This is a genomic window from Pseudomonas sp. ef1 (assembly GCF_007293365.2).
GTDB classification, from domain to species: Bacteria; Pseudomonadota; Gammaproteobacteria; order Pseudomonadales; family Pseudomonadaceae; genus Aquipseudomonas; species Aquipseudomonas siliginis.
The window spans coordinates 1,330,685-1,349,663 of the sequence record NZ_CM129815.1; the positions used below are offsets into that span (position 1 = coordinate 1,330,685).

Sequence of the window (18,979 nt, forward strand, 5' to 3'; positions counted from 1 at the left end):
GCGTCTTCGCTCGCTAGGTTTTCAGACTCCCTGTAAACTGCGCGGGTTTTCCGCCCCCCATTCCACCGGAGCCGTCCATGTCCCGCGTTACCTTGAGTCGCTATTTGATTGAGCAGACCCGCAGCAACAACACTCCTGCCGATCTGCGCTTTTTGATCGAAGTGGTGGCGCGTGCCTGCAAGGAGATCAGCCACGCCGTGTCCAAAGGCGCCCTGGGTGGTGTTCTGGGCAGCATGGGCACCGAGAACGTGCAAGGCGAAGTGCAGAAGAAGCTCGACGTGATCTCTAACGAGATCCTGCTCGAAGCCAACGAATGGGGCGGTCACCTGGCCGGCATGGCGTCCGAAGAAATGGACAATGCCTACCAGATCCCCGGCAAGTACCCGAAGGGCGCATACCTGCTGGTGTTCGACCCACTCGACGGCTCGTCGAACATCGACATCAATGCCCCGGTCGGCACGATCTTCTCGGTATTGCGTTGCCCGAACGAATACCTGAGCCAGAACGAGCCGCTGAATGAAAAAGCGTTCTTGCAGCCAGGCACCCAGCAAGTGGCCGCCGGTTACGCCATCTACGGCCCGCAGACCATGCTGGTGCTGACCCTGGGCGACGGCGTCAAAGGCTTCACCCTGGACCGCGAAATGGGCAGCTTCGTACTGACTCATGAAGACATCACCATCCCGGAAACCACCCAGGAATTCGCCATCAACATGTCCAACCAGCGCCACTGGGAAGCCCCGGTACAGCGCTATGTCGGCGAGCTGCTGGCCGGTGAAGAAGGTCCGTTGAAGAAGAACTACAACATGCGCTGGGTCGCGGCGATGGTTGCTGACGTCCACCGCATCCTGACCCGTGGTGGTCTGTTCATGTACCCGCGCGACAGCCGCGAGCCGTCGAAACCGGGCAAGCTGCGCCTGATGTATGAAGCCAACCCGATGTCGTTCCTCGTCGAACAAGCCGGCGGCGCGTCCACCGACGGTCACCAGCGCATTCTCGACATCCAGCCGGAAGGCCTGCACCAGCGCGTTGCAGTGTTCCTCGGTTCGAAAGAAGAAGTCGCCCGCGCCACGGCCTACCACAAGGAATAAACCATGCACGCGCCCTGGCAGCCGTTGCTCGACTGGTGGTTCGGACACGCCGAATCAGCGAACGAAGTGGCGGCCGAAAAGGGCAAGTTGTGGTTCGGCAAGCGAAACAGCCAGGACCTCGAAGCGCAGACGCGTTTCGGGGTCTTTGTCGATCAGGCCCTGGCCGGCGAATTGACTGAGTGGACGCAATGTCCCGAAGGCTGGCTGGCGGTAGTGCTGCTGCTCGATCAACTGCCACGCATGATCTATCGCGATACTCCCAAAGCCTTTTCCGGTGATCTGCGCGCTCAGAAGCTCGTCGCTCAAGGCATTGCAGCGGATTTTGATCGGCAGTTGAAGCCGATTCAGCGTGTGTTCATTTATCTGGTGTTCGAACACTGCGAAAACCTCGCGGTGCAGAACGAAGCCGTTTCCAGATTTATTGAATTGGTGGCTGAGCAGCCAGAGTCGGAGCGGGCGGTGTTTGCCGATAACCTGGACTACGCCGAGCGGCATCAGAAGGTGATTGCCCGGTTTGGAAGGTTTCCGCATCGCAATGCGGTGTTGGGGCGGGAGTCTACGTCTGAGGAATTGGAGTTCCTGTCCAGGCCCGGCTCAAGATTCTGAATCTCCAGTGCGGCTTATGCCGCTTTCGCGAGCAGGCTCGCTCCCACAATTGAAATGCATTCCACTGTGGGAGCGAGCCTGCTCGCGAAGAGGCCTGAGGCTGCAGCTTAGATCCTGAAGCTGCCGACCAGATGCTTCAACCGCGCCGCCTGCTGCTCAAGGTCCGAACACGCGCGCAACGTCGCCTGCAAGTTCTCCACGCCTTCCTGATTCAGCGTGTTGATCTCGTTGATATCAACGTTGATCGACTCGACCACGGCGGTCTGTTCTTCGGTCGCGGTGGCTACCGACTGGTTCATGCCGTCGATTTCGCCGATGCGCTGGGTCACGCTGCCCAGACGCTCGCCGGCCTGGTTGGCGATGCCAACGCTGCTTTCGCTCTCGCGCTGGCTCTCGGTCATGATGGTTACCGCCTGGCGTGCGCCGACCTGCAGCTCTTCGATCATCTTCTGTACTTGCTGCGCCGAATCCTGGGTGCGGTGCGCGAGGTTGCGCACCTCGTCGGCGACCACGGCGAAACCGCGTCCGGCTTCACCGGCGCGCGCGGCTTCGATGGCGGCGTTGAGCGCGAGCAGGTTGGTCTGCTGGGAAATGCTGGTGATCACTTCGAGAATCTGGCCGATGTTCACCGTGTTGCTGTTCAGCGTTTCGATATTGCCGCAGGAATCGCTGATCTTCGCCGACAGTTGTTGCATGGCGTGGATGGTTTTATCCACCACCTGCTGGCCGTCGACCGCGAGGCTGCGCGCATCGCTGGAGTGCTGCGAGGCGAGGGCGGCGTTCTGGGCGATTTCCTGGGCGGCGGCGCCGAGCTGATTGATCGCGGCGGCGACGCTGTTGGTGCGGCTGGCCTGCTGGTCGGAGTTGTACATCGACGAGTTCGAGGCAGCGACCACACGCAATGCAACTTCGTTGACCTGGCCGGTAGCCGAGGACACTTCGCGGATCGACGTATGAATGCGTTCGACGAAGCGGTTGAACGACGTACCCAGCGCGCCGAATTCATCATTGCCGTGAATCACCAGACGTTTGGTCAGATCGCCTTCGCCTTCAGCGATGTCATGCATCGCACGGCCCATGGTCAGCAGCGGTTGCATCAGCACGCGAATCAGCATGCCGAGCAGGCCGATGATGATCAACACGGCGATGACCATGGCGATCAGTGCCGAGGTGCGGAATTCGCTGAGCATCGAGAACGCGGTGTCTTTGTCGAGCACCAGCGCCACGTACCAGTCAGCCGATGGCACGCCGTTGACGTGGGTGAATGAGATCAACTGGGTCTTGCCGTCGAACTCGACTTCTTTCAGGCCCGGGCTGACTTTGGGCGCACCGTTCGGATAAGCCTCGGCCAGTGTTTTGAGCACCAGCTTGCTGTCCGGATGAATCAGGATTTTCCCTTCGGCGCTGACAATGAATGCATGACCGTGGCCGCCGAAGTTCAGCGAGTTGATGATCGCGCTGACGCTGGTCAGATCGATGTCGGCCCCGGCCACGCCGAGCATTTGGCCCTGACGCTGCACCGGGGTGGCGACGGTGATCACCAGTTTGCCCGACGAAGCGGCGATGTACGGTTCGGTGACGATGGTCTGCTGCGCGCTGTTGGCTGCTTTGTACCAGCCGCGAGCGCGCGGGTCGTAGTCCGGCGCACGGTTGCCGGCCGGCACTGAGAACATCACGCCGTCAGCGCCACCGAAGTAGCTGAGCTGGAAATTGCCGGTGTAGGCGGGCAGGTCGATGATGCGCTTGAGGCTGGCGGGCGCGTTGCCGTCGACGGCGACTTGCTGCGACAGCGATTGCAGCAGTTGAATGCGACTTTCCAGCCAGGTCTGGATGTTGCTGGTGGTCAGGCTGCCCAGCTCCTGCATGGTCGCCTCGGTGCTGCTGCTCAAGGCCTGACGCTGGCGATAGTCGTTGAAGAAGATGAAACAGGCGAACGCAACGGCCACCACAAGGGCAGCAGCCAGCAAAATCTTGTGGCTGAATTTTATGTTTCTGGTCATCGAATGAACTACCGCGAAGGGGCTGGTCAGGAAATGGCGGCAATTTGCCATATTCGGCAGCGTTGCGCTGCTCTTATTTTCGACCGCGCCGCGCCAAAGATTAGGCGCTTGCAGGGAAAGTCGACGAAATGCTCGACGGCTTCACAAAGTTTTTGATTTACCGGCAAAAGCCGGACGGGCGGGCTGATAAATAGGCGTTCGGTCACGGAACCAGATGACACTTTTCTCTTCTAAGCTTCTGGTTGGCACCATGCCATCCCCCCTCGTTCCAGGAGTTTCACCATGTCGCTGCGATCTATCGCCCTGCTGTCGTTTTGCGTGCTGTTGGCCGCATGCAGCAAGGTCAATCAGGAAAACTACTCCAAGCTCTCGGCCGGCATGGCCAAGTCCGAAGTGGAAACCCTCCTCGGCAAGCCCACCGATTGCTCGGGCGCGCTCGGTATGTCCAGCTGCACCTGGGGCGACAAGAACAGCTTTATCAGCGTGCAATACGCCGGTGACAAAGTGCTGATGTTTTCCGGCCAAGGCCTGAAGTAAACCGGGGCTTCGCGCCCACGGAGAAAAAAATGAAGCGGTTATTGCTGATCCTTTTTGCTGGCCTGGTACTGGCTGGCTGCGCCACTTCCGGCGTCGACCCGTTGGCGCCCAAGACCGTCAACAGCGTCAATCTCAAGCGTTATCAGGGCACCTGGTATGAACTGGCACGCTTGCCGATGTACTTCCAGCGCCACTGCGCGCAATCCGAAGCCCATTACACCCTCAAGCCTGACGGTAATGTCGGCGTGCTCAACCGTTGCCTGACCCCGGAGTGGCAGTGGGAAGAAGCCAGGGGCACGGCTTATCCACAAGTGCCGGGCAAGACCGACAAGCTCTGGGTCGAATTCGATAACTGGTTCTCGCGCCTGCTGCCGGGTGTGGCGAAGGGCGAGTACTGGGTGTTGTACGTCAGCGACGATTACAAGACCGCCATCGTCGGCGATCCGAGTCGCAAGTACCTGTGGCTGCTGTCACGCACACCGACCGTCAACGGTGTAGTGCGGGAAGAATTGCTGAGCAAGGCGCGTCAACAGGGTTACGACACCACACGCCTGATTTGGCGGGCGTCGGATCGGCAGATGGCCAAGACCTCCAATTAAGCCGCTATACAAATCAAATGTGGGAGCGAGCCTGCTCGCGAAGAGGGTGTATCAGTCGACATGAATATTGACTGATACACCGCGTTCGCGAGCAGGCTCGCTCCCACAGTTTGGTTTTGGGTCAGCCCAAGAGATCGCGCAGGACCTGGGTGAAGGCTCGGGCGCTTTGCTCTTCGCCGGCATGCCGGCCATCGCGCACCACCCATTGACCATTGACCAGCACATCGCGCACCTGGCGATCGCCGCCGGCGAACAACCAGCGATTGAGAATCCCGTCCCCCGCAGCCGTCGCCAGATACGGATCGTTGCCATCGAGGACAATCCAGTCCGCACGCTTGCCCACTTCCAACGCACCAATCTGCTGCCCCAGCGCCTGCGCGCCGCCGTCCAGCGCCGCGTCGTACAACGTGCGCCCGACCATCGGCTGCTGCGCGCCATACAAGCGATTGCGCCGCTGGTCACGCAGACGCTGGCCATATTCCAGCCAGCGCAATTCTTCCACCACGCTCAGCGACACATGGCTGTCGGAGCCAATGCCCATGCGCCCGCCCTGGGCAAGAAAATCCACCGCCGGGAAAATCCCGTCACCCAGATTCGCTTCAGTGGTCAGGCACAGCCCGGCGATCGCGCGACTGTTGGCCATCAGCGTGACTTCTTGCGGATTGGCGTGGGTGGCGTGGACCAGACACCAGCGCTGATCGACTTCAGTGTTCTCGTACAGCCATTGCAGCGGACGACGACCGCTCCAGCTCAGGCAATCGTCGACTTCTTTCTGCTGCTCGGCGATATGGATGTGCACTGGGCATTGTTTGTCACTGGCCGCCAACACTTCGCTGATCTGCTGCGGAGTTACCGCCCGCAGCGAGTGGAAACACAGGCCCAGCGATTGCGCCTTTTGCTGCGCCAGTAACGGCTGCAAACGCGCTTGCAGATTCAGATAGTTTTCAGTGCTGTTGATAAAGCGACGCTGGCCATCGTTGGGCGTCTGCCCGCCGAATCCGGAATGACTGTAGAGGACCGGCAGCAGGGTCAGACCGATGCCGCTTTCGCTCGCGGCCTGACTGATGCGCAAGGCCAGTTCCGCCGGATCGGCGTACGGCTGGCCGTTGCTGTCGTGGTGCACGTAGTGAAATTCGGCGACCGAGGTGTAACCGGCCTTGAGCATTTCGATGTACAGCTGACGGGCGATGATGCCAAGCTGATCCGGGTTGATTTTTCCGACGAGGCGATACATCAGATCGCGCCAGGTCCAGAAACTGTCGTTGGGGTTGCCGGCCACTTCGGCCAGTCCAGCCATGGCACGCTGGAAGGCGTGGGAGTGCAGATTTGGCATCCCCGGCAGTAACGGCCCGCGCAGCCGCTCGGCTTCGTCTGCGCTGGAATCGGCCTGGATTCGGGTCAACAGGCCATCGGCGCTGACCTCGAGACGTACATTGTTGGCCCATCCCTCAGGCAGCAGTGCGCGTTCGGCAAAGAAGGCGGACATCGTTCGGCACCCCATGTGTGTTATTTGTATATACATATACAGACGTTTGCCTGCCCGGTAAACTCCGGCAAGCTAGTCACTTTCATCCAATGAACAGGGATCAACCGTGCCGACTCCGCCTCCAGTTTCTCCGTTGGCCGCGAACATGGGCGACAGTCCGGCGCCTTTGTACGCCCGCGTCAAACAGATGATCACCCAGCAGATCGACAGCGGTAACTGGCCGCCGCACTACCGCGTGCCGTCGGAAAGCGAACTGGTCAGCCAGCTCGGCTTCAGCCGCATGACCATCAACCGCGCCCTGCGCGAGATGACCGCCGACGGCCTGCTGGTGCGCATGCAAGGCGTGGGCACGTTTGTCGCCGAACCGAAGAGCCAGTCCGCGCTGTTCGAAGTGCACAACATTGCCGACGAAATCGCCTCGCGCGGCCATCGCCACACCTGTCAGGTCATCACCCTCGAAGAAGAGGCCGCCGGTTCCGAACGCGCGCTGGCGCTGGACATGCGCGAAGGCCAGAAGGTCTTCCACTCGCTGATCGTGCACTACGAAAACGACATTCCGGTGCAAATCGAAGACCGTTTCGTCAACGCCCTGGTCGCGCCGGAATACCTCAAGCAGGATTTCACCCTGCAAACACCTTATGCCTATCTCAATCAGGTCGCGCCGCTGACCGAGGGCGAACATGTGGTCGAAGCGATTCTTGCCGAGCCGTCGGAGTGCAAGTTGCTGCAGATCGAAAAGGGCGAGCCGTGCCTGCTGATTCGTCGGCGTACGTGGTCGGGGCGTCAACCGGTGACGGCGGCACGTTTGATCCACCCCGGCTCCCGCCATCGTCTGGAAGGGCGCTTTCATAAATGAATTATCAAGTGAAGGTTCTACGCGCCGAAGGCTACCCGCGCATGCCGTGGAAAAACGGCGGCGGCAGCACCGAGGAAATCACTCGGGATGCGGGCGCCGGCCTGGACGGTTTCGGCTGGCGCCTGTCAATTGCCGACATCGCCGAATCGGGCGGTTTCTCGACATTCGCCGGTTACCAGCGAGTGATCACCGTGTTGCAGGGCGACGGCATGACTCTGTGCGTCGACGGTGACGCTACCCGCCCACTGTTACCGCTGGACCCGTTCGCCTTCAGCGGCGAAAGTCGGGTGTCCTGCACCTTGCTCGGCGGTGCGATTCGCGACTTCAATCTGATCTACGCGCCGCAACGTTACAGCGCGCGGTTGCAGTGGTTGGCCGGCGAGCAGCGGTTCTTCAGTTCGGCATCGACAGTGCTGGTGTTCAGTGTCAGTGAGCTGATGGACGTGCGTGTAGGTGACGGCGTTTCACAGCTCGGTCGGCATGATTGCCTGCAGCTGGACGGCAACAGCGGGCTGGTCGAAGTCTCCACCAACGCCGCATGCTGCGTGATCGAACTCCTCCACAACTGAACACACCCCTGTGGCGAGGGAATTTATCCCCGCTGGGTCGCGAAGCGGCCCCATTCTTGATAAAAAAAAGCGGTCTGCTGCGCAGCCCAGCGGGGATAAATCCCTCGCCACGAAAGCCATCCCCACTCTTGTTTCCCTCTACGCACCAACTTGTTACCGAACGCCCCAGCGTGGCGCAAAACCACGCTGACCTGACCCAGCCGCATCTCCTCAGAATCCCCACCCGAAAAATTTCATCCACGCCAGAACCCTTGTTTCAGGCGCCCTCCAGCCTCGTCCACGATTTTCCTTGAGCACGCCTCCAACAAGTTGGCCGCTTGATTGCATATGCTTGTATGTACAAGTAAAGACGTATGCGTATGAGTCGTTCGAGACTCTCTGCAGCGTCCACTGATTCGCTTGTCGCGCAGCATAGCGCGCAGGCTGCTGCCCACTGCCAGGGTTGGTTTGAATTGATCGCTGAGGAGTCTTTTTCGTGACTGACAATACCCAGAACAGCAACAAGTTTCGTGACGTGCAGATCCGCGCCGCACGCGGTAACACGCTGACCGCCAAGAGCTGGCTGACGGAAGCGCCGCTGCGCATGCTGATGAACAACCTCGACCCGGAAGTTGCCGAAAACCCGAAGGAACTGGTGGTCTACGGTGGCATCGGCCGCGCTGCGCGGAACTGGGAGTGCTACGACAAGATCGTTGAAAGCCTGACTAATCTGAACGACGACGAAACCCTGCTGGTGCAGTCGGGCAAGCCGGTCGGCGTATTCAAGACTCACAGCAACGCACCGCGCGTATTGATCGCCAACTCCAACCTGGTGCCGCACTGGGCGAGCTGGGAACACTTCAACGAACTCGACGCCAAAGGCCTGGCCATGTACGGCCAGATGACCGCCGGCAGCTGGATCTACATCGGCAGCCAGGGCATCGTTCAGGGCACCTACGAAACCTTCGTCGAAGCCGGACGCCAGCATTACAACGCTGACCTCAAGGGCCGCTGGGTGCTCACCGCCGGCCTCGGTGGCATGGGCGGCGCGCAACCGCTGGCCGCCACCCTGGCCGGCGCCTGCTCGCTGAACATCGAATGCCAGCAAGTCAGCATCGATTTCCGCCTGAAGAGCCGTTACGTCGATGAGCAAGCCAAAGACCTCGACGACGCTTTAGCGCGTATCGACAAATACACCAAAGAAGGCAAAGCGATCTCCATCGCGCTGCTCGGCAACGCGGCGGAAATCCTCCCGGAACTGGTCAAGCGTGGCGTGCGCCCGGACATGGTCACCGACCAGACCAGCGCCCACGATCCGCTCAACGGCTACCTGCCGGCCGGCTGGAGCTGGGACGAATACCGCGCCCGCGCCAAGACCGAACCGGCAGCTGTGATCAAAGCCGCCAAGCAGTCGATGGCTGTGCACGTCAAAGCCATGCTGGAGTTCCAGAAGCAAGGCATCCCGACCTTCGACTACGGCAACAACATCCGTCAGATGGCTCAGGAAGAAGGCGTCGAAAACGCTTTCGATTTCCCGGGCTTCGTGCCGGCCTACATCCGTCCGCTGTTCTGCCGTGGCATCGGCCCGTTCCGTTGGGCGGCGCTGTCGGGTGATCCACAGGACATCTACAAAACCGACGCCAAGGTCAAAGAGCTGATCCCGGACGACGCGCATTTGCACAACTGGCTGGACATGGCCCGCGAGCGCATCAGCTTCCAGGGTCTGCCGGCACGTATCTGCTGGGTCGGTCTGGGCCAGCGCGCCAAGCTCGGTCTGGCCTTCAACGAAATGGTCCGTAGCGGTGAGCTGTCGGCCCCCGTGGTGATCGGTCGCGATCACCTCGACTCCGGCTCGGTGGCCAGCCCCAACCGCGAAACCGAATCGATGCAGGACGGTTCCGACGCCGTCTCCGATTGGCCACTGCTCAACGCACTGCTGAACACCGCAAGCGGCGCAACCTGGGTGTCCTTGCACCACGGCGGCGGTGTCGGCATGGGCTTCTCGCAACATTCGGGGATGGTGATCGTCTGCGACGGTACCGATGAAGCCGCCGAGCGCATCGCTCGCGTGCTGCACAACGACCCGGCTACCGGCGTCATGCGCCATGCCGATGCCGGTTACCAGATCGCCATCGACTGCGCGAAAGAGCAGGGGCTGAATCTGCCGATGATCACTGGCGGGTAACACGCTCTGGTTTTATTTGGGAGCGAGCCTGCTCGCGAAGGCGTCGTGTCAGTCGCTACTGCTGTGCCTGATACACCGATTCGCGAGCAGGCTCGCTCCCACAGAGGAATTTCAGTGAACCCGAATAGCAATCCACAGAGGTTGAATCATGGCGGTTAACAACGAACGTGCAGGCAGTACTCCGTTGATCGAAAGGCGTTCGATCGACTACATCCCGGAAGCGGAAAGACACGGTCGTCTGTTCAGTCAGTTCACCCTGTGGATGGGCGCCAACCTGCAGATCACCGCGATCGTCACCGGGGCCTTGGCCGTGGTGCTTGGCGGTGATGTGTTCTGGTCGTTGATCGGTCTTTTGATCGGCCAACTGCTCGGCGGTGGTGTGATGGCGCTGCATGCCGCGCAGGGACCGAAACTAGGCTTGCCGCAGATGATCTCCAGTCGTGTGCAATTCGGCGTTTATGGCGCTGCGATTCCGATCGTGCTGGTGTGCCTGATGTACCTCGGCTTCACCGCCACCGGAACGGTGCTGTCCGGGCAGGCGCTGGGCCAGTTGTTCGGTGTCAGCGACAGTGTAGGCATCCTGATTTTCGCCAGCGTCATCGTGCTGGTCACAGTGCTTGGCTACCGGGTAATCCACTGGATCGGCCGCGTCGCCAGTGTGATTGGCGTGATCGCTTTTGTGTTCCTGTTCTGGCGGCTGATGAGCCAGACCGACGTCGGTGCACTCCTGCAAATCCGCCACTTCAGCTGGAGCAGCTTTCTGCTGGCGGTGTCGTTGGCTGCGTCCTGGCAGATCGCTTTCGGCCCGTATGTGGCGGACTACTCGCGTTACCTGCCGAGCGCCACTTCATCGGTGAAAACCTTTTTCGCCGCTGGCGCAGGTTCGGTGATCGGCGCGCAGGTGGCGATGATCCTCGGCGTGTTTGCCGCCGCGTCGGCCAACGGTCAATTCGCTGGCCATGAAGTCGCCTACATCGTCGGCCTCGGCGGTACCGGCGCCACTGCCGCGCTGCTGTATTTCAGTATCGCGTTCGGCAAGGTGACCATCTCGACGCTGAACTCTTACGGCAGCTTCATGTGCATCGCCACCATCATCAGTGGCTTCAAAGGACACCTGACGGTTACCCGCATGCAACGGCTGGTGTTCGTGCTGTTCATCGTCGGCGCGGCAACCCTGATTGCCCTGCTCGGGCAGCACTCGTTCCTCGGTGCGTTCAAGTCGTTCATCCTGTTTCTGCTCGCCTTCTTCACCCCGTGGAGCGCGATCAATCTGGTCGACTACTACTGCATCACCCGCGAGCGTTACGACGTGCCGGCGCTGGCCAATCCGGACGGTCGCTACGGCCGCTGGAACCTGCTCGGTATCAGTGTCTATGTGTTCGGCGTGCTGGTGCAGTTGCCATTCATCTCGACCAAGTTCTACACCGGCCCACTGGTGGCCGCCCTCGGTGATGTCGACATTTCCTGGATCATCGGTCTGGTTCTCCCGGCCGCCGTCTATTACTTCTGCGCAAAGAAATGGCACAGCACCGTGCCCGATCACCTGATTCTGCCGGTCGAGCAGAACAGCACCCAACAAGCAAAAACGAGCGGGGCCGGTCGCGCTGCGGCGCAGGCCTGATCTGGACGTGGACCAGGCTGGATGCCTCTTGAACTGCCGTAAGCCCATTCATGATTAGGAGCGTCACGACAATGAAATCGAACAAGACCCTGCTGACCACATTGCTGTCCATGGGCCTCTTGGCCAGTGCCGGCGCGACGCAAGCCGCCGGCTGGTGCGAATCGGGCAAACCGGTGAAATTTGCCGGGCTGAACTGGGAAAGCGGCATGCTCCTGACCGACGTTATGCAAGTGGTGCTGGAGAAAGGTTACGGCTGCAAGACCGACAGCCTGCCGGGCAATTCCATCACCATGGAAAACGCCCTGAGCAGCAACGATATTCAAGTGTTTGCCGAAGAGTGGGTCGGCCGCAGCGAGGTCTGGAACAAGGCCGAGAAGGCCGGCAAGGTCGTCGGCGTCGGTGCACCGGTGGTGGGCGCGGTCGAAGGCTGGTACGTGCCGCGTTACGTGATCGAAGGCGACGCCAAGCGCAAGCTTGAGGCGAAAGCCCCGGACCTGAAAAACATCGCTGACCTGGGCAAGTATTCCGCCGTGTTCAAGGACGCCGAAGAGCCGTCCAAGGGCCGCTTCTATAACTGCCCGGCCGGCTGGACCTGCGAGCTCGACAACAGCGAAATGCTCAAGAGTTATGGCCTGGAAAACAGTTACACCAACTTCCGTCCGGGCACCGGACCTGCGCTGGATGCGGCGGTGCTGTCGAGCTACAAGCGTGGCGAGCCGATCCTCTTCTACTACTGGTCGCCGACCCCGCTGATGGGCCAGATCGATGCAGTCAAACTGGAAGAGAAACCCGGCGTCGACAAGACCGTCAGCATCAAGGTCGGCCTGTCGAAAACCTTCCACGACGAAGCCCCGGAACTGGTCGCCGTGCTGGAAAAGGTCAACCTGCCGATCGACCTGCTCAATCAGAACCTCGGGCGCATGGCCAAGGAACGTATCGAGTCGGCAAAACTGGCGAAAATCTTCCTCAAGGAACATCCTGAAGTCTGGCACGCATGGGTGAGCGACGACGCAGCCAAGAAAATCGACGCGGCCTTGTAGGTCAGGTTTCCCCGGCTGCCAGCCACGGCAGCCGGACGCTTGATCGCAACCCCTTGATTGAGAGTCCCTTATGTTTCCCGAAAGCTTTACCTTTTCCATCGCCGACTGGGTCAACGGTTGGGTCGATTCGCTGGTGACCAACTACGGCGACGTGTTCCGGCATATCTCCGACACGCTGTTGTGGGCCATCGTCAGTCTCGAAGGTTTGCTGCGTGCGGCGCCGTGGTGGTTGATGCTGGCAATCGTCGGTGTCATCGCCTGGCACGCCACGCGCAAGGTCGTGACCACCGCCGTGATTGTCGGCTTGCTGTTTCTGGTGGGTGCGGTCGGCCTCTGGGACAAACTCATGCAGACCCTGGCGCTGATGATGGTCGCGACGATCATTTCGGTGCTGATCGGCATCCCGCTGGGGATTCTCTCGGCGCGCAGCAATCGCCTGCGTTCGGTGCTGATGCCGCTGCTCGACATCATGCAGACCATGCCGAGTTTCGTTTACCTGATTCCGGTGCTGATGCTGTTCGGCCTGGGCAAGGTGCCGGCGATTTTCGCCACGGTGATCTACGCCGCGCCCCCGCTGATTCGCCTGACCGACCTTGGTATTCGCCAGGTCGACGGCGAAGTCATGGAAGCGATCAATGCCTTCGGCGCCAACCGCTGGCAGCAACTGTTCGGCGTGCAACTGCCGCTGGCGCTGCCGAGCATCATGGCCGGGATCAACCAGACCACGATGATGGCCCTGTCGATGGTGGTGATCGCCTCAATGATCGGCGCCCGCGGCCTCGGTGAAGACGTACTGGTGGGGATTCAGACCCTCAACGTCGGCCGTGGTCTCGAAGCCGGGCTGGCGATCGTGATTCTCGCGGTGGTCATCGACCGCATCACTCAAGCGTACGGTCGGCCACGCCATGAGGTGAGCAAATGAGCAATGCAAGCGTGAGCAAGATCGAAGTGCGCAACGTCTTCAAGATTTTCGGCAACCGCGCCAAGGACGCGCTGGCCATGGTCGGCCAGGGCAAGAGCAAGGATCAGGTGCTCAACGAAACCGGTTGCGTGGTCGGCGTGAACGACTTGTCGCTGAGCATCGGCACTGGCGAAATCTTTGTGATCATGGGCCTGTCCGGCTCGGGCAAATCCACCCTGGTGCGCCACTTCAATCGCCTGATCGATCCTACCAGCGGGGCGATTCTGGTCGATGGCGAGGACATCCTGCAGTACGACATGGACGCCCTGCGTGAATTTCGTCGACACAAGATCAGCATGGTGTTCCAGAGCTTCGGTCTGCTGCCGCACAAAACCGTGCTCGATAACGTCGCCTACGGCCTGAAAGTGCGCGGCGAGAGCAAGCAGGTCTGCGCCGAACGCGCGCTGCACTGGATCAACACCGTCGGTCTCAAAGGCTACGAAAACAAATACCCGCACCAGCTCTCCGGTGGCATGCGTCAGCGCGTCGGCCTCGCCCGTGCATTGGCGGCGGACACCGACATCATCCTCATGGACGAAGCGTTCAGTGCGCTGGACCCGCTGATCCGCGCCGAAATGCAGGACCAGTTGCTGGAACTGCAAAAGACCCTGCACAAAACCATCGTCTTCATCACCCACGACCTCGACGAAGCCGTGCGCATCGGCAATCGCATCGCGATTCTCAAGGATGGCCGGTTGATCCAGGTGGGTACGCCAAGAGAGATCCTGCACTCGCCGGCGGATGAGTATGTCGACCGCTTCGTGCAGCGGCGGGCGGCGGTGGTCTGAGACTGAGTGGCCGTCGTGGCGAGGGGATTTATCCCCGTTCGGCTGCGAAGCAGTCGTAAAACCGGCCACTGCGGTCTGTCTGACGGATTTGCGGGCATGGTTTGGGGCGGCTTCGCCACCCAACGGGGATAAATCCCCTCACCACAGGGTTACTTGCATCAACAGAATTGGTATGAGGTTTTAGATGTCCCAGGCTGAAAAAATCGTTATCACAGGCAGCCCTCTGCGTTGGCAGGACGTGGTCGCCGTCGCCCGGCACGGTGCGCCACTGGAACTGTCCAGCGAAACCTGGGCGCGCATCGATAACGCTCAGGCCATCGTCCAGCGCATCGTCGCCAGCGGCGAGCGCGCCTATGGCGTCAACACCGGTCTGGGCGGTCTGTCCAACGTCTCGCTGCAGGACGAACAGCTCAGCCAACTCTCGCGCAACACCTTGCTCAGCCATGCCTGCGGTGTCGGCCCGGTGCTCAGCGACGAGCAGACCCGCGCAATCATCTGCGCTGCGATCCACAACTACAGCCACGGCAAGTCCGGCCTGCATCGGCGTGTGGTCGAAGGGCTGCTGGCGCTGCTCAATCGCGGCATCACCCCGCAGGTGCCGTCGCAGGGTTCGGTGGGTTACCTGACGCACATGGCGCACATCGGCATCGCGCTGCTCGGCGTTGGCAATGTCAGTTATCGCGGGCAGATCATTTCGGCGCAACAGGCGCTGGCCGAAGAGGGCCTGCAACCTGTGCAGCTCGGCGCGAAGGATGGCTTGTGTCTGGTCAACGGCACGCCCTGCATGACCGGCCTCAGTTGCCTGGCGATTGCCGATGCTACGCGGCTGTTGCAATGGGCCGATGTCATTGGTGCGATGAGTTTCGAAGCCCAGCGCGGCCAGATCGATGCGTTCGATGCCGAGATCATTGCGCTCAAGCCGCATCCGGGCATGCAGCAGGTCGGCGAAAATCTGCGTGCATTACTCGATGGCAGCCAAGTGATCGCCGCAAGCAAAGGCATTCGCACTCAGGACGCGCTGAGCATCCGTTCGATCCCGCAGGTCCACGGCGCCGCGCGTGATCAACTGGAGCACGCAATCAAACAGGTCCAAGCCGAACTCAACGGCTGCACCGACAACCCGTTACTGCTCGGCACACCGGACAATTTCCGGGTGATGTCGCAGGCCAACCCGCACGGTCAATCCGTGGCGATGGCTGCGGATCTGCTGGCGATTGCCATGGCTGAAATCGGCTCGATCGCCGAGCGTCGTCTGGACCGTTTGGTCAATCCGCACGTCAGCGGTCTGCCGGCGTTTCTGGTGGCCAATCCCGGGGTCAACTCGGGGATGATGATCGTGCAATACGTCGCCGCCTCGCTGTGTGCGGAAAACCGTCAATTGGCGCAACCGGCGGTACTCGACAACTACATCACCTCGGGCCTGCAGGAAGATCACCTGAGCATGGGCACCAACGCCGCGCTGAAGCTGCATCGCGCGCTGGAAAACTGCACGCAGATCCTCGCGATTGAATACCTGCTGGCGGCGCAGGCGTTTGAATTCCTCAAGGAACAGCGCTTTGGCGTGGGCACTGACCGCGCGTGGAAACTGCTGCGCGAAACGGTCCCCGCCTACGATCAGGATCGCTGGCTGGCGCCGGATATCGCTGCCGCTGCGACCGTGCTGAAAGACCCGAATCTGCCGCACAACGTTCTCCCGAATTTGTACTGACAACTACCCATACCAGCGTGCCAAGGCGTGGATCGTTCACAAGACGAGAAACGACGGATAACGGAATGCTCCGGAGCGACTGGTAGTTAATAACAAACTCTCAAAAGGAGCATTTTAATGACTGCGCTGAACCTGATCCCCGGCCAACTGAGCCTGGCCCAACTGCGTGACGTCTATCAGAACCCGGTCACACTGACCCTCGACAACAGCGCCAGCGCGCAGATCGAGGCCAGCGTCGCCTGCGTCGAACAGATCCTCGCCGAGAACCGCACCGCCTACGGCATCAACACCGGTTTCGGCCTGCTGGCCTCGACGCGCATCGCCAGCGAAGACCTGGAAAACCTGCAGCGTTCGCTGGTGCTCTCGCACGCTGCCGGCGTCGGCCAGCCGATCAGCGATGACCTTGTGCGACTGATCATGGTGCTCAAGGTCAACAGTCTCAGCCGTGGTTTTTCCGGCATCCGTCGGCAGGTGATCGATGCGCTGATCGCGCTGATCAATGCCGAGGTCTATCCGCACATTCCGCTGAAAGGTTCGGTCGGTGCGTCGGGCGATCTGGCGCCGTTGGCGCACATGTCGCTGGTGCTGCTGGGCGAGGGCAAGGCCCACTACAAGGGCGAATGGCTTGAAGCCACCGAAGCGCTGAAAGTCGCCGGCCTGGCGCCGCTGACGTTAGCGGCTAAAGAAGGTCTGGCGCTGCTCAACGGTACCCAGGTTTCCACGGCGTTTGCCCTGCGCGGTTTGTTCGAAGGCGAAGATCTGTTTGCCGGTGCAGTGGCGCTGGGCAGTCTCACCGTAGAAGCCGTGCTCGGTTCGCGCTCGCCGTTCGACGCGCGCATTCATGCCGCGCGTGGGCAGAGAGGACAGATCGACGCCGCTGCGGCTTATCGCGATCTGCTCGGCGAGCGCAGCGAAGTTTCCGCCTCGCACCAGAACTGCGACAAGGTCCAGGACCCGTACTCGCTGCGCTGCCAGCCGCAAGTCATGGGCGCCTGCCTGACCCAGTTCCGCCAGGCCGCTGAAGTGCTGGCGGTCGAAGCCAACGCGGTTTCCGACAACCCTCTGGTATTCGCCGCCGAAGGCGACGTGATTTCCGGCGGCAACTTCCACGCCGAACCGGTGGCCATGGCCGCTGACAACATGGCCCTGGCCATCGCTGAAATCGGCTCGCTGAGCGAACGCCGCATCTCGCTGATGATGGACAAGCACATGTCGCAACTGCCGCCGTTCCTGGTGGCCAATGGCGGGGTGAACTCCGGTTTCATGATCGCCCAAGTCACCGCTGCGGCGCTGGCCAGCGAAAACAAGGCGTTGTCCCACCCGCATTCGGTGGACAGCCTGCCGACCTCGGCCAACCAGGAAGACCACGTGTCGATGGCCCCGGCCGCCGGCAAGCGCCTGTGGGAAATGGCTGAGAACACTCGCGGCATTCTCGCCGTGGAATGGCTGGCGGCGGTGCAGGGGCTGGATCTGCGTAACGGCCTGAAGACTTCGCCGAAGCTGGAACAGGCGCGGGCGATCTTGCGTAAGGAAGTGCCGTTCTATGAGAAGGACCGCTTCTTTGCGCCGGACATCAATGCTGCGACGCAATTGCTGGCTTCGCGGTGTCTGACCGAGCTGGTGCCGGCGAAGCTTTTGCCGAGCCTGTGATGGCCTCTTCGCGAGCAGGCTCGCTCCCACTGGGGAACCCTATTCAACTGTGGGAGCGAGCCTGCTCGCGAATCGATTTCGAACAAGACGAGGATTTGGGATGAAAACCCTCTGGCAACACTGCCACGTCGCAACCATGGCCAACGGCGCCTATTCGATCATCGAGGATGCCGCGATCGTGACGTCCGGCACGCTGATCGAGTGGATCGGCCCGCGCACTCAATTGCCGACCGGCGAATACCCGGCGGTCAATGATTTGCAGGGTGCGTGGGTCACCCCCGGTCTGATCGACTGCCACACCCACACCGTGTTCGGCGGCAACCGCAGCGGCGAGTTCGAGCAGCGTCTGCAAGGCGTCAGCTACGCCGAGATCGCCGCGCAGGGCGGCGGCATCGCCAGCACCGTGCGCGCCACCCGTGAAGCGAGCGAAGACGAGTTGTTCGCCAGCGCCGCCAAACGCCTGAAAAGCCTGATGCGCGACGGCGTGACCACGGTGGAAATGAAATCCGGCTACGGTCTCGATCTGGCCAACGAGCGCAAGCTGCTGCGGGTCATCCGGCGCCTGGCCGAAGAGCTGCCGATCAGCGTGCGCAGCACTTGCCTGGCGGCGCACGCGTTGCCGCCGGAGTACAAGGATCGCGCCGACGATTACATCGATCTGGTCTGCGAGCAGATGCTTCCGGCCCTCGCCGCCGAAGGTTTGGTCGATGCCGTGGATGCGTTCTGCGAATACCTGGCGTTTTCGCCGGAGCAGGTCGAGCGGGTCTTCGTCGCCGCGCAACAACTCGGACTGCCGGTGAAGCTGCACGCCGAGCAATTGTCCTCGCTGCATGGTTCCAGCCTCGCCGCGCGCTACAAAGCCTTGTCCGCCGATCACCTGGAGTTCATGGACGAGGACGACGCGATCGCCATGGCCGCTGCCGACACCGTCGCCGTGCTGCTGCCAGGCGCGTTCTACTTTCTGCGCGAAACCCAATTGCCGCCAATGGACGCGCTGCGCAAGCACAAGGTGAAGATCGCCATCGCCAGCGACCTCAATCCCGGCACCTCGCCCGCGCTGTCGTTGCGCCTGATGCTGAACATGGCCTGCACCTGTTTTCGCATGACTCCGGAAGAAGCCCTGGCCGGGGCGACCCTTCATGCCGCGCAGGCGTTGGGCATGGCCGATACCCACGGCTCGCTGGAGGTCGGCAAGGTCGCTGATTTCGTGGCGTGGGACATCGAGCGTCCGGCGGATCTGGCCTATTGGCTCGGGGGCGATCTGGACAAGCGCGTCGTGCGTCACGGCGTCGAATCGAATCTGTAG

16 protein-coding genes are annotated in these 18,979 nt (G+C 61.1%); 14 read left to right on the top strand and 2 right to left on the bottom strand.

Annotated elements, in window-relative coordinates:
- Nucleotides 1-77 precede the first annotated feature (77 nt).
- Together FEE99_RS06195 and FEE99_RS06200 are read left to right on the top strand one after the other, a co-directional pair.
- Nucleotides 78-1,088 carry a class 1 fructose-bisphosphatase gene (locus FEE99_RS06195; protein WP_016772098.1) on the top strand — a complete coding sequence of 337 codons (1,011 nt, stop codon included), beginning with the start codon at nt 78-80 and terminating at the stop codon, nt 1,086-1,088.
- 3 nt (nt 1,089-1,091) lie between these two features.
- The gene (locus FEE99_RS06200) at nt 1,092-1,694 is read left to right on the top strand and encodes a DUF924 family protein (protein WP_041477538.1); all 603 of its coding nucleotides are present in this window, start codon (nt 1,092-1,094) and stop codon (nt 1,692-1,694) included.
- Between the two features lie 107 nt (nt 1,695-1,801).
- On the opposite strand, the gene FEE99_RS06205 is transcribed toward FEE99_RS06200, so the two are convergent.
- Nucleotides 1,802-3,694, bottom strand: coding sequence for a methyl-accepting chemotaxis protein (locus tag FEE99_RS06205; protein WP_041477539.1), 1,893 nt, complete (start codon nt 3,692-3,694; stop codon nt 1,802-1,804).
- 282 nt (nt 3,695-3,976) lie between these two features.
- Here FEE99_RS06205 and FEE99_RS06210 point away from each other — a divergent pair, with 282 nt between their 5' ends.
- Nucleotides 3,977-4,231 carry a hypothetical protein gene (locus FEE99_RS06210; protein WP_016772095.1) on the top strand — a complete coding sequence of 85 codons (255 nt, stop codon included), beginning with the start codon at nt 3,977-3,979 and terminating at the stop codon, nt 4,229-4,231.
- Between the two features lie 29 nt (nt 4,232-4,260).
- Nucleotides 4,261-4,830: a lipocalin family protein gene (locus FEE99_RS06215; RefSeq protein ID WP_041477540.1), complete on the top strand. Its 570-nt coding sequence runs from the start codon at nt 4,261-4,263 to the stop codon at nt 4,828-4,830.
- Nucleotides 4,831-4,951: 121 nt separating this feature from the next.
- Here FEE99_RS06215 and FEE99_RS06220 read toward each other — a convergent pair whose 3' ends face one another.
- Nucleotides 4,952-6,316 (bottom strand): formimidoylglutamate deiminase, encoded by a 1,365-nt coding sequence (locus FEE99_RS06220; protein ID WP_041477541.1) that lies wholly within the window; start codon nt 6,314-6,316, stop codon nt 4,952-4,954.
- A gap of 145 nt (nt 6,317-6,461) precedes the next feature.
- Between FEE99_RS06220 and hutC the strand changes: the two genes are divergently transcribed.
- The 10 genes from hutC to hutI all read left to right on the top strand — a co-directional run bounded on the left by hutC (nt 6,462) and on the right by hutI (nt 18,979).
- Nucleotides 6,462-7,172 carry a histidine utilization repressor gene (hutC, locus tag FEE99_RS06225; protein ID WP_162803449.1) on the top strand — a complete coding sequence of 237 codons (711 nt, stop codon included), beginning with the start codon at nt 6,462-6,464 and terminating at the stop codon, nt 7,170-7,172.
- A complete protein-coding gene (locus FEE99_RS06230; RefSeq protein ID WP_041477542.1) occupies nt 7,169-7,741 on the top strand; it encodes a HutD/Ves family protein in 573 nt (190 codons plus the stop codon). The genes hutC and FEE99_RS06230 overlap by 4 nt, the downstream gene beginning before the upstream one ends.
- 475 nt (nt 7,742-8,216) lie before the next feature.
- The gene (hutU, locus tag FEE99_RS06235; protein ID WP_016772090.1) at nt 8,217-9,905 is read left to right on the top strand and encodes a urocanate hydratase; all 1,689 of its coding nucleotides are present in this window, start codon (nt 8,217-8,219) and stop codon (nt 9,903-9,905) included.
- A 148-nt stretch (nt 9,906-10,053) separates the two neighbouring features.
- Nucleotides 10,054-11,526, top strand: a complete 1,473-nt coding sequence (locus tag FEE99_RS06240; protein WP_041477543.1) for a purine-cytosine permease family protein — start codon at nt 10,054-10,056, stop codon at nt 11,524-11,526.
- A gap of 71 nt (nt 11,527-11,597) precedes the next feature.
- Nucleotides 11,598-12,566 (top strand): ABC transporter substrate-binding protein, encoded by a 969-nt coding sequence (locus FEE99_RS06245; RefSeq protein WP_041477544.1) that lies wholly within the window; start codon nt 11,598-11,600, stop codon nt 12,564-12,566.
- A gap of 70 nt (nt 12,567-12,636) precedes the next feature.
- Nucleotides 12,637-13,488, top strand: coding sequence for an ABC transporter permease (locus FEE99_RS06250; protein WP_016772087.1), 852 nt, complete (start codon nt 12,637-12,639; stop codon nt 13,486-13,488).
- A complete protein-coding gene (locus FEE99_RS06255; protein WP_016772086.1) occupies nt 13,485-14,315 on the top strand; it encodes a quaternary amine ABC transporter ATP-binding protein in 831 nt (276 codons plus the stop codon). Before FEE99_RS06250 ends, FEE99_RS06255 begins: the two co-directional genes overlap by 4 nt.
- Before the next feature lie 184 nt (nt 14,316-14,499).
- On the top strand, nt 14,500-16,023 hold the full coding sequence (gene hutH, locus FEE99_RS06260; RefSeq protein ID WP_041477545.1) for a histidine ammonia-lyase: 1,524 nt from the start codon (nt 14,500-14,502) through the stop codon (nt 16,021-16,023).
- A gap of 117 nt (nt 16,024-16,140) precedes the next feature.
- Nucleotides 16,141-17,673, top strand: a complete 1,533-nt coding sequence (gene hutH, locus FEE99_RS06265) for a histidine ammonia-lyase (RefSeq protein WP_041477546.1) — start codon at nt 16,141-16,143, stop codon at nt 17,671-17,673.
- A 100-nt stretch (nt 17,674-17,773) separates the two neighbouring features.
- Nucleotides 17,774-18,979 (top strand): imidazolonepropionase, encoded by a 1,206-nt coding sequence (hutI, locus tag FEE99_RS06270; RefSeq protein ID WP_041477547.1) that lies wholly within the window; start codon nt 17,774-17,776, stop codon nt 18,977-18,979.

What these genes read in the sequence shown, in the direction of transcription:
- hutC (WP_162803449.1), top strand. Translation starts at nt 6,462, where the DNA reads ATGGGCGACAGTCCGGCGCCTTTGTACGCCCGCGTCAAACAGATGATC.
- hutI (WP_041477547.1), top strand. Translation starts at nt 17,774, where the DNA reads ATGAAAACCCTCTGGCAACACTGCCACGTCGCAACCATGGCCAACGGC.
- FEE99_RS06245 (WP_041477544.1), top strand. Translation starts at nt 11,598, where the DNA reads ATGAAATCGAACAAGACCCTGCTGACCACATTGCTGTCCATGGGCCTC.
- FEE99_RS06230 (WP_041477542.1), top strand. Translation starts at nt 7,169, where the DNA reads ATGAATTATCAAGTGAAGGTTCTACGCGCCGAAGGCTACCCGCGCATG.
- FEE99_RS06255 (WP_016772086.1), top strand. Translation starts at nt 13,485, where the DNA reads ATGAGCAATGCAAGCGTGAGCAAGATCGAAGTGCGCAACGTCTTCAAG.
- hutH (WP_041477546.1), top strand. Translation starts at nt 16,141, where the DNA reads ATGACTGCGCTGAACCTGATCCCCGGCCAACTGAGCCTGGCCCAACTG.
- hutH (WP_041477545.1), top strand. Translation starts at nt 14,500, where the DNA reads ATGTCCCAGGCTGAAAAAATCGTTATCACAGGCAGCCCTCTGCGTTGG.
- FEE99_RS06195 (WP_016772098.1), top strand. Translation starts at nt 78, where the DNA reads ATGTCCCGCGTTACCTTGAGTCGCTATTTGATTGAGCAGACCCGCAGC.
- FEE99_RS06215 (WP_041477540.1), top strand. Translation starts at nt 4,261, where the DNA reads ATGAAGCGGTTATTGCTGATCCTTTTTGCTGGCCTGGTACTGGCTGGC.
- FEE99_RS06205 (WP_041477539.1), bottom strand. Translation starts at nt 3,694, where the DNA reads ATGACCAGAAACATAAAATTCAGCCACAAGATTTTGCTGGCTGCTGCC.
- FEE99_RS06210 (WP_016772095.1), top strand. Translation starts at nt 3,977, where the DNA reads ATGTCGCTGCGATCTATCGCCCTGCTGTCGTTTTGCGTGCTGTTGGCC.
- FEE99_RS06250 (WP_016772087.1), top strand. Translation starts at nt 12,637, where the DNA reads ATGTTTCCCGAAAGCTTTACCTTTTCCATCGCCGACTGGGTCAACGGT.
- FEE99_RS06220 (WP_041477541.1), bottom strand. Translation starts at nt 6,316, where the DNA reads ATGTCCGCCTTCTTTGCCGAACGCGCACTGCTGCCTGAGGGATGGGCC.
- FEE99_RS06240 (WP_041477543.1), top strand. Translation starts at nt 10,054, where the DNA reads ATGGCGGTTAACAACGAACGTGCAGGCAGTACTCCGTTGATCGAAAGG.
- FEE99_RS06200 (WP_041477538.1), top strand. Translation starts at nt 1,092, where the DNA reads ATGCACGCGCCCTGGCAGCCGTTGCTCGACTGGTGGTTCGGACACGCC.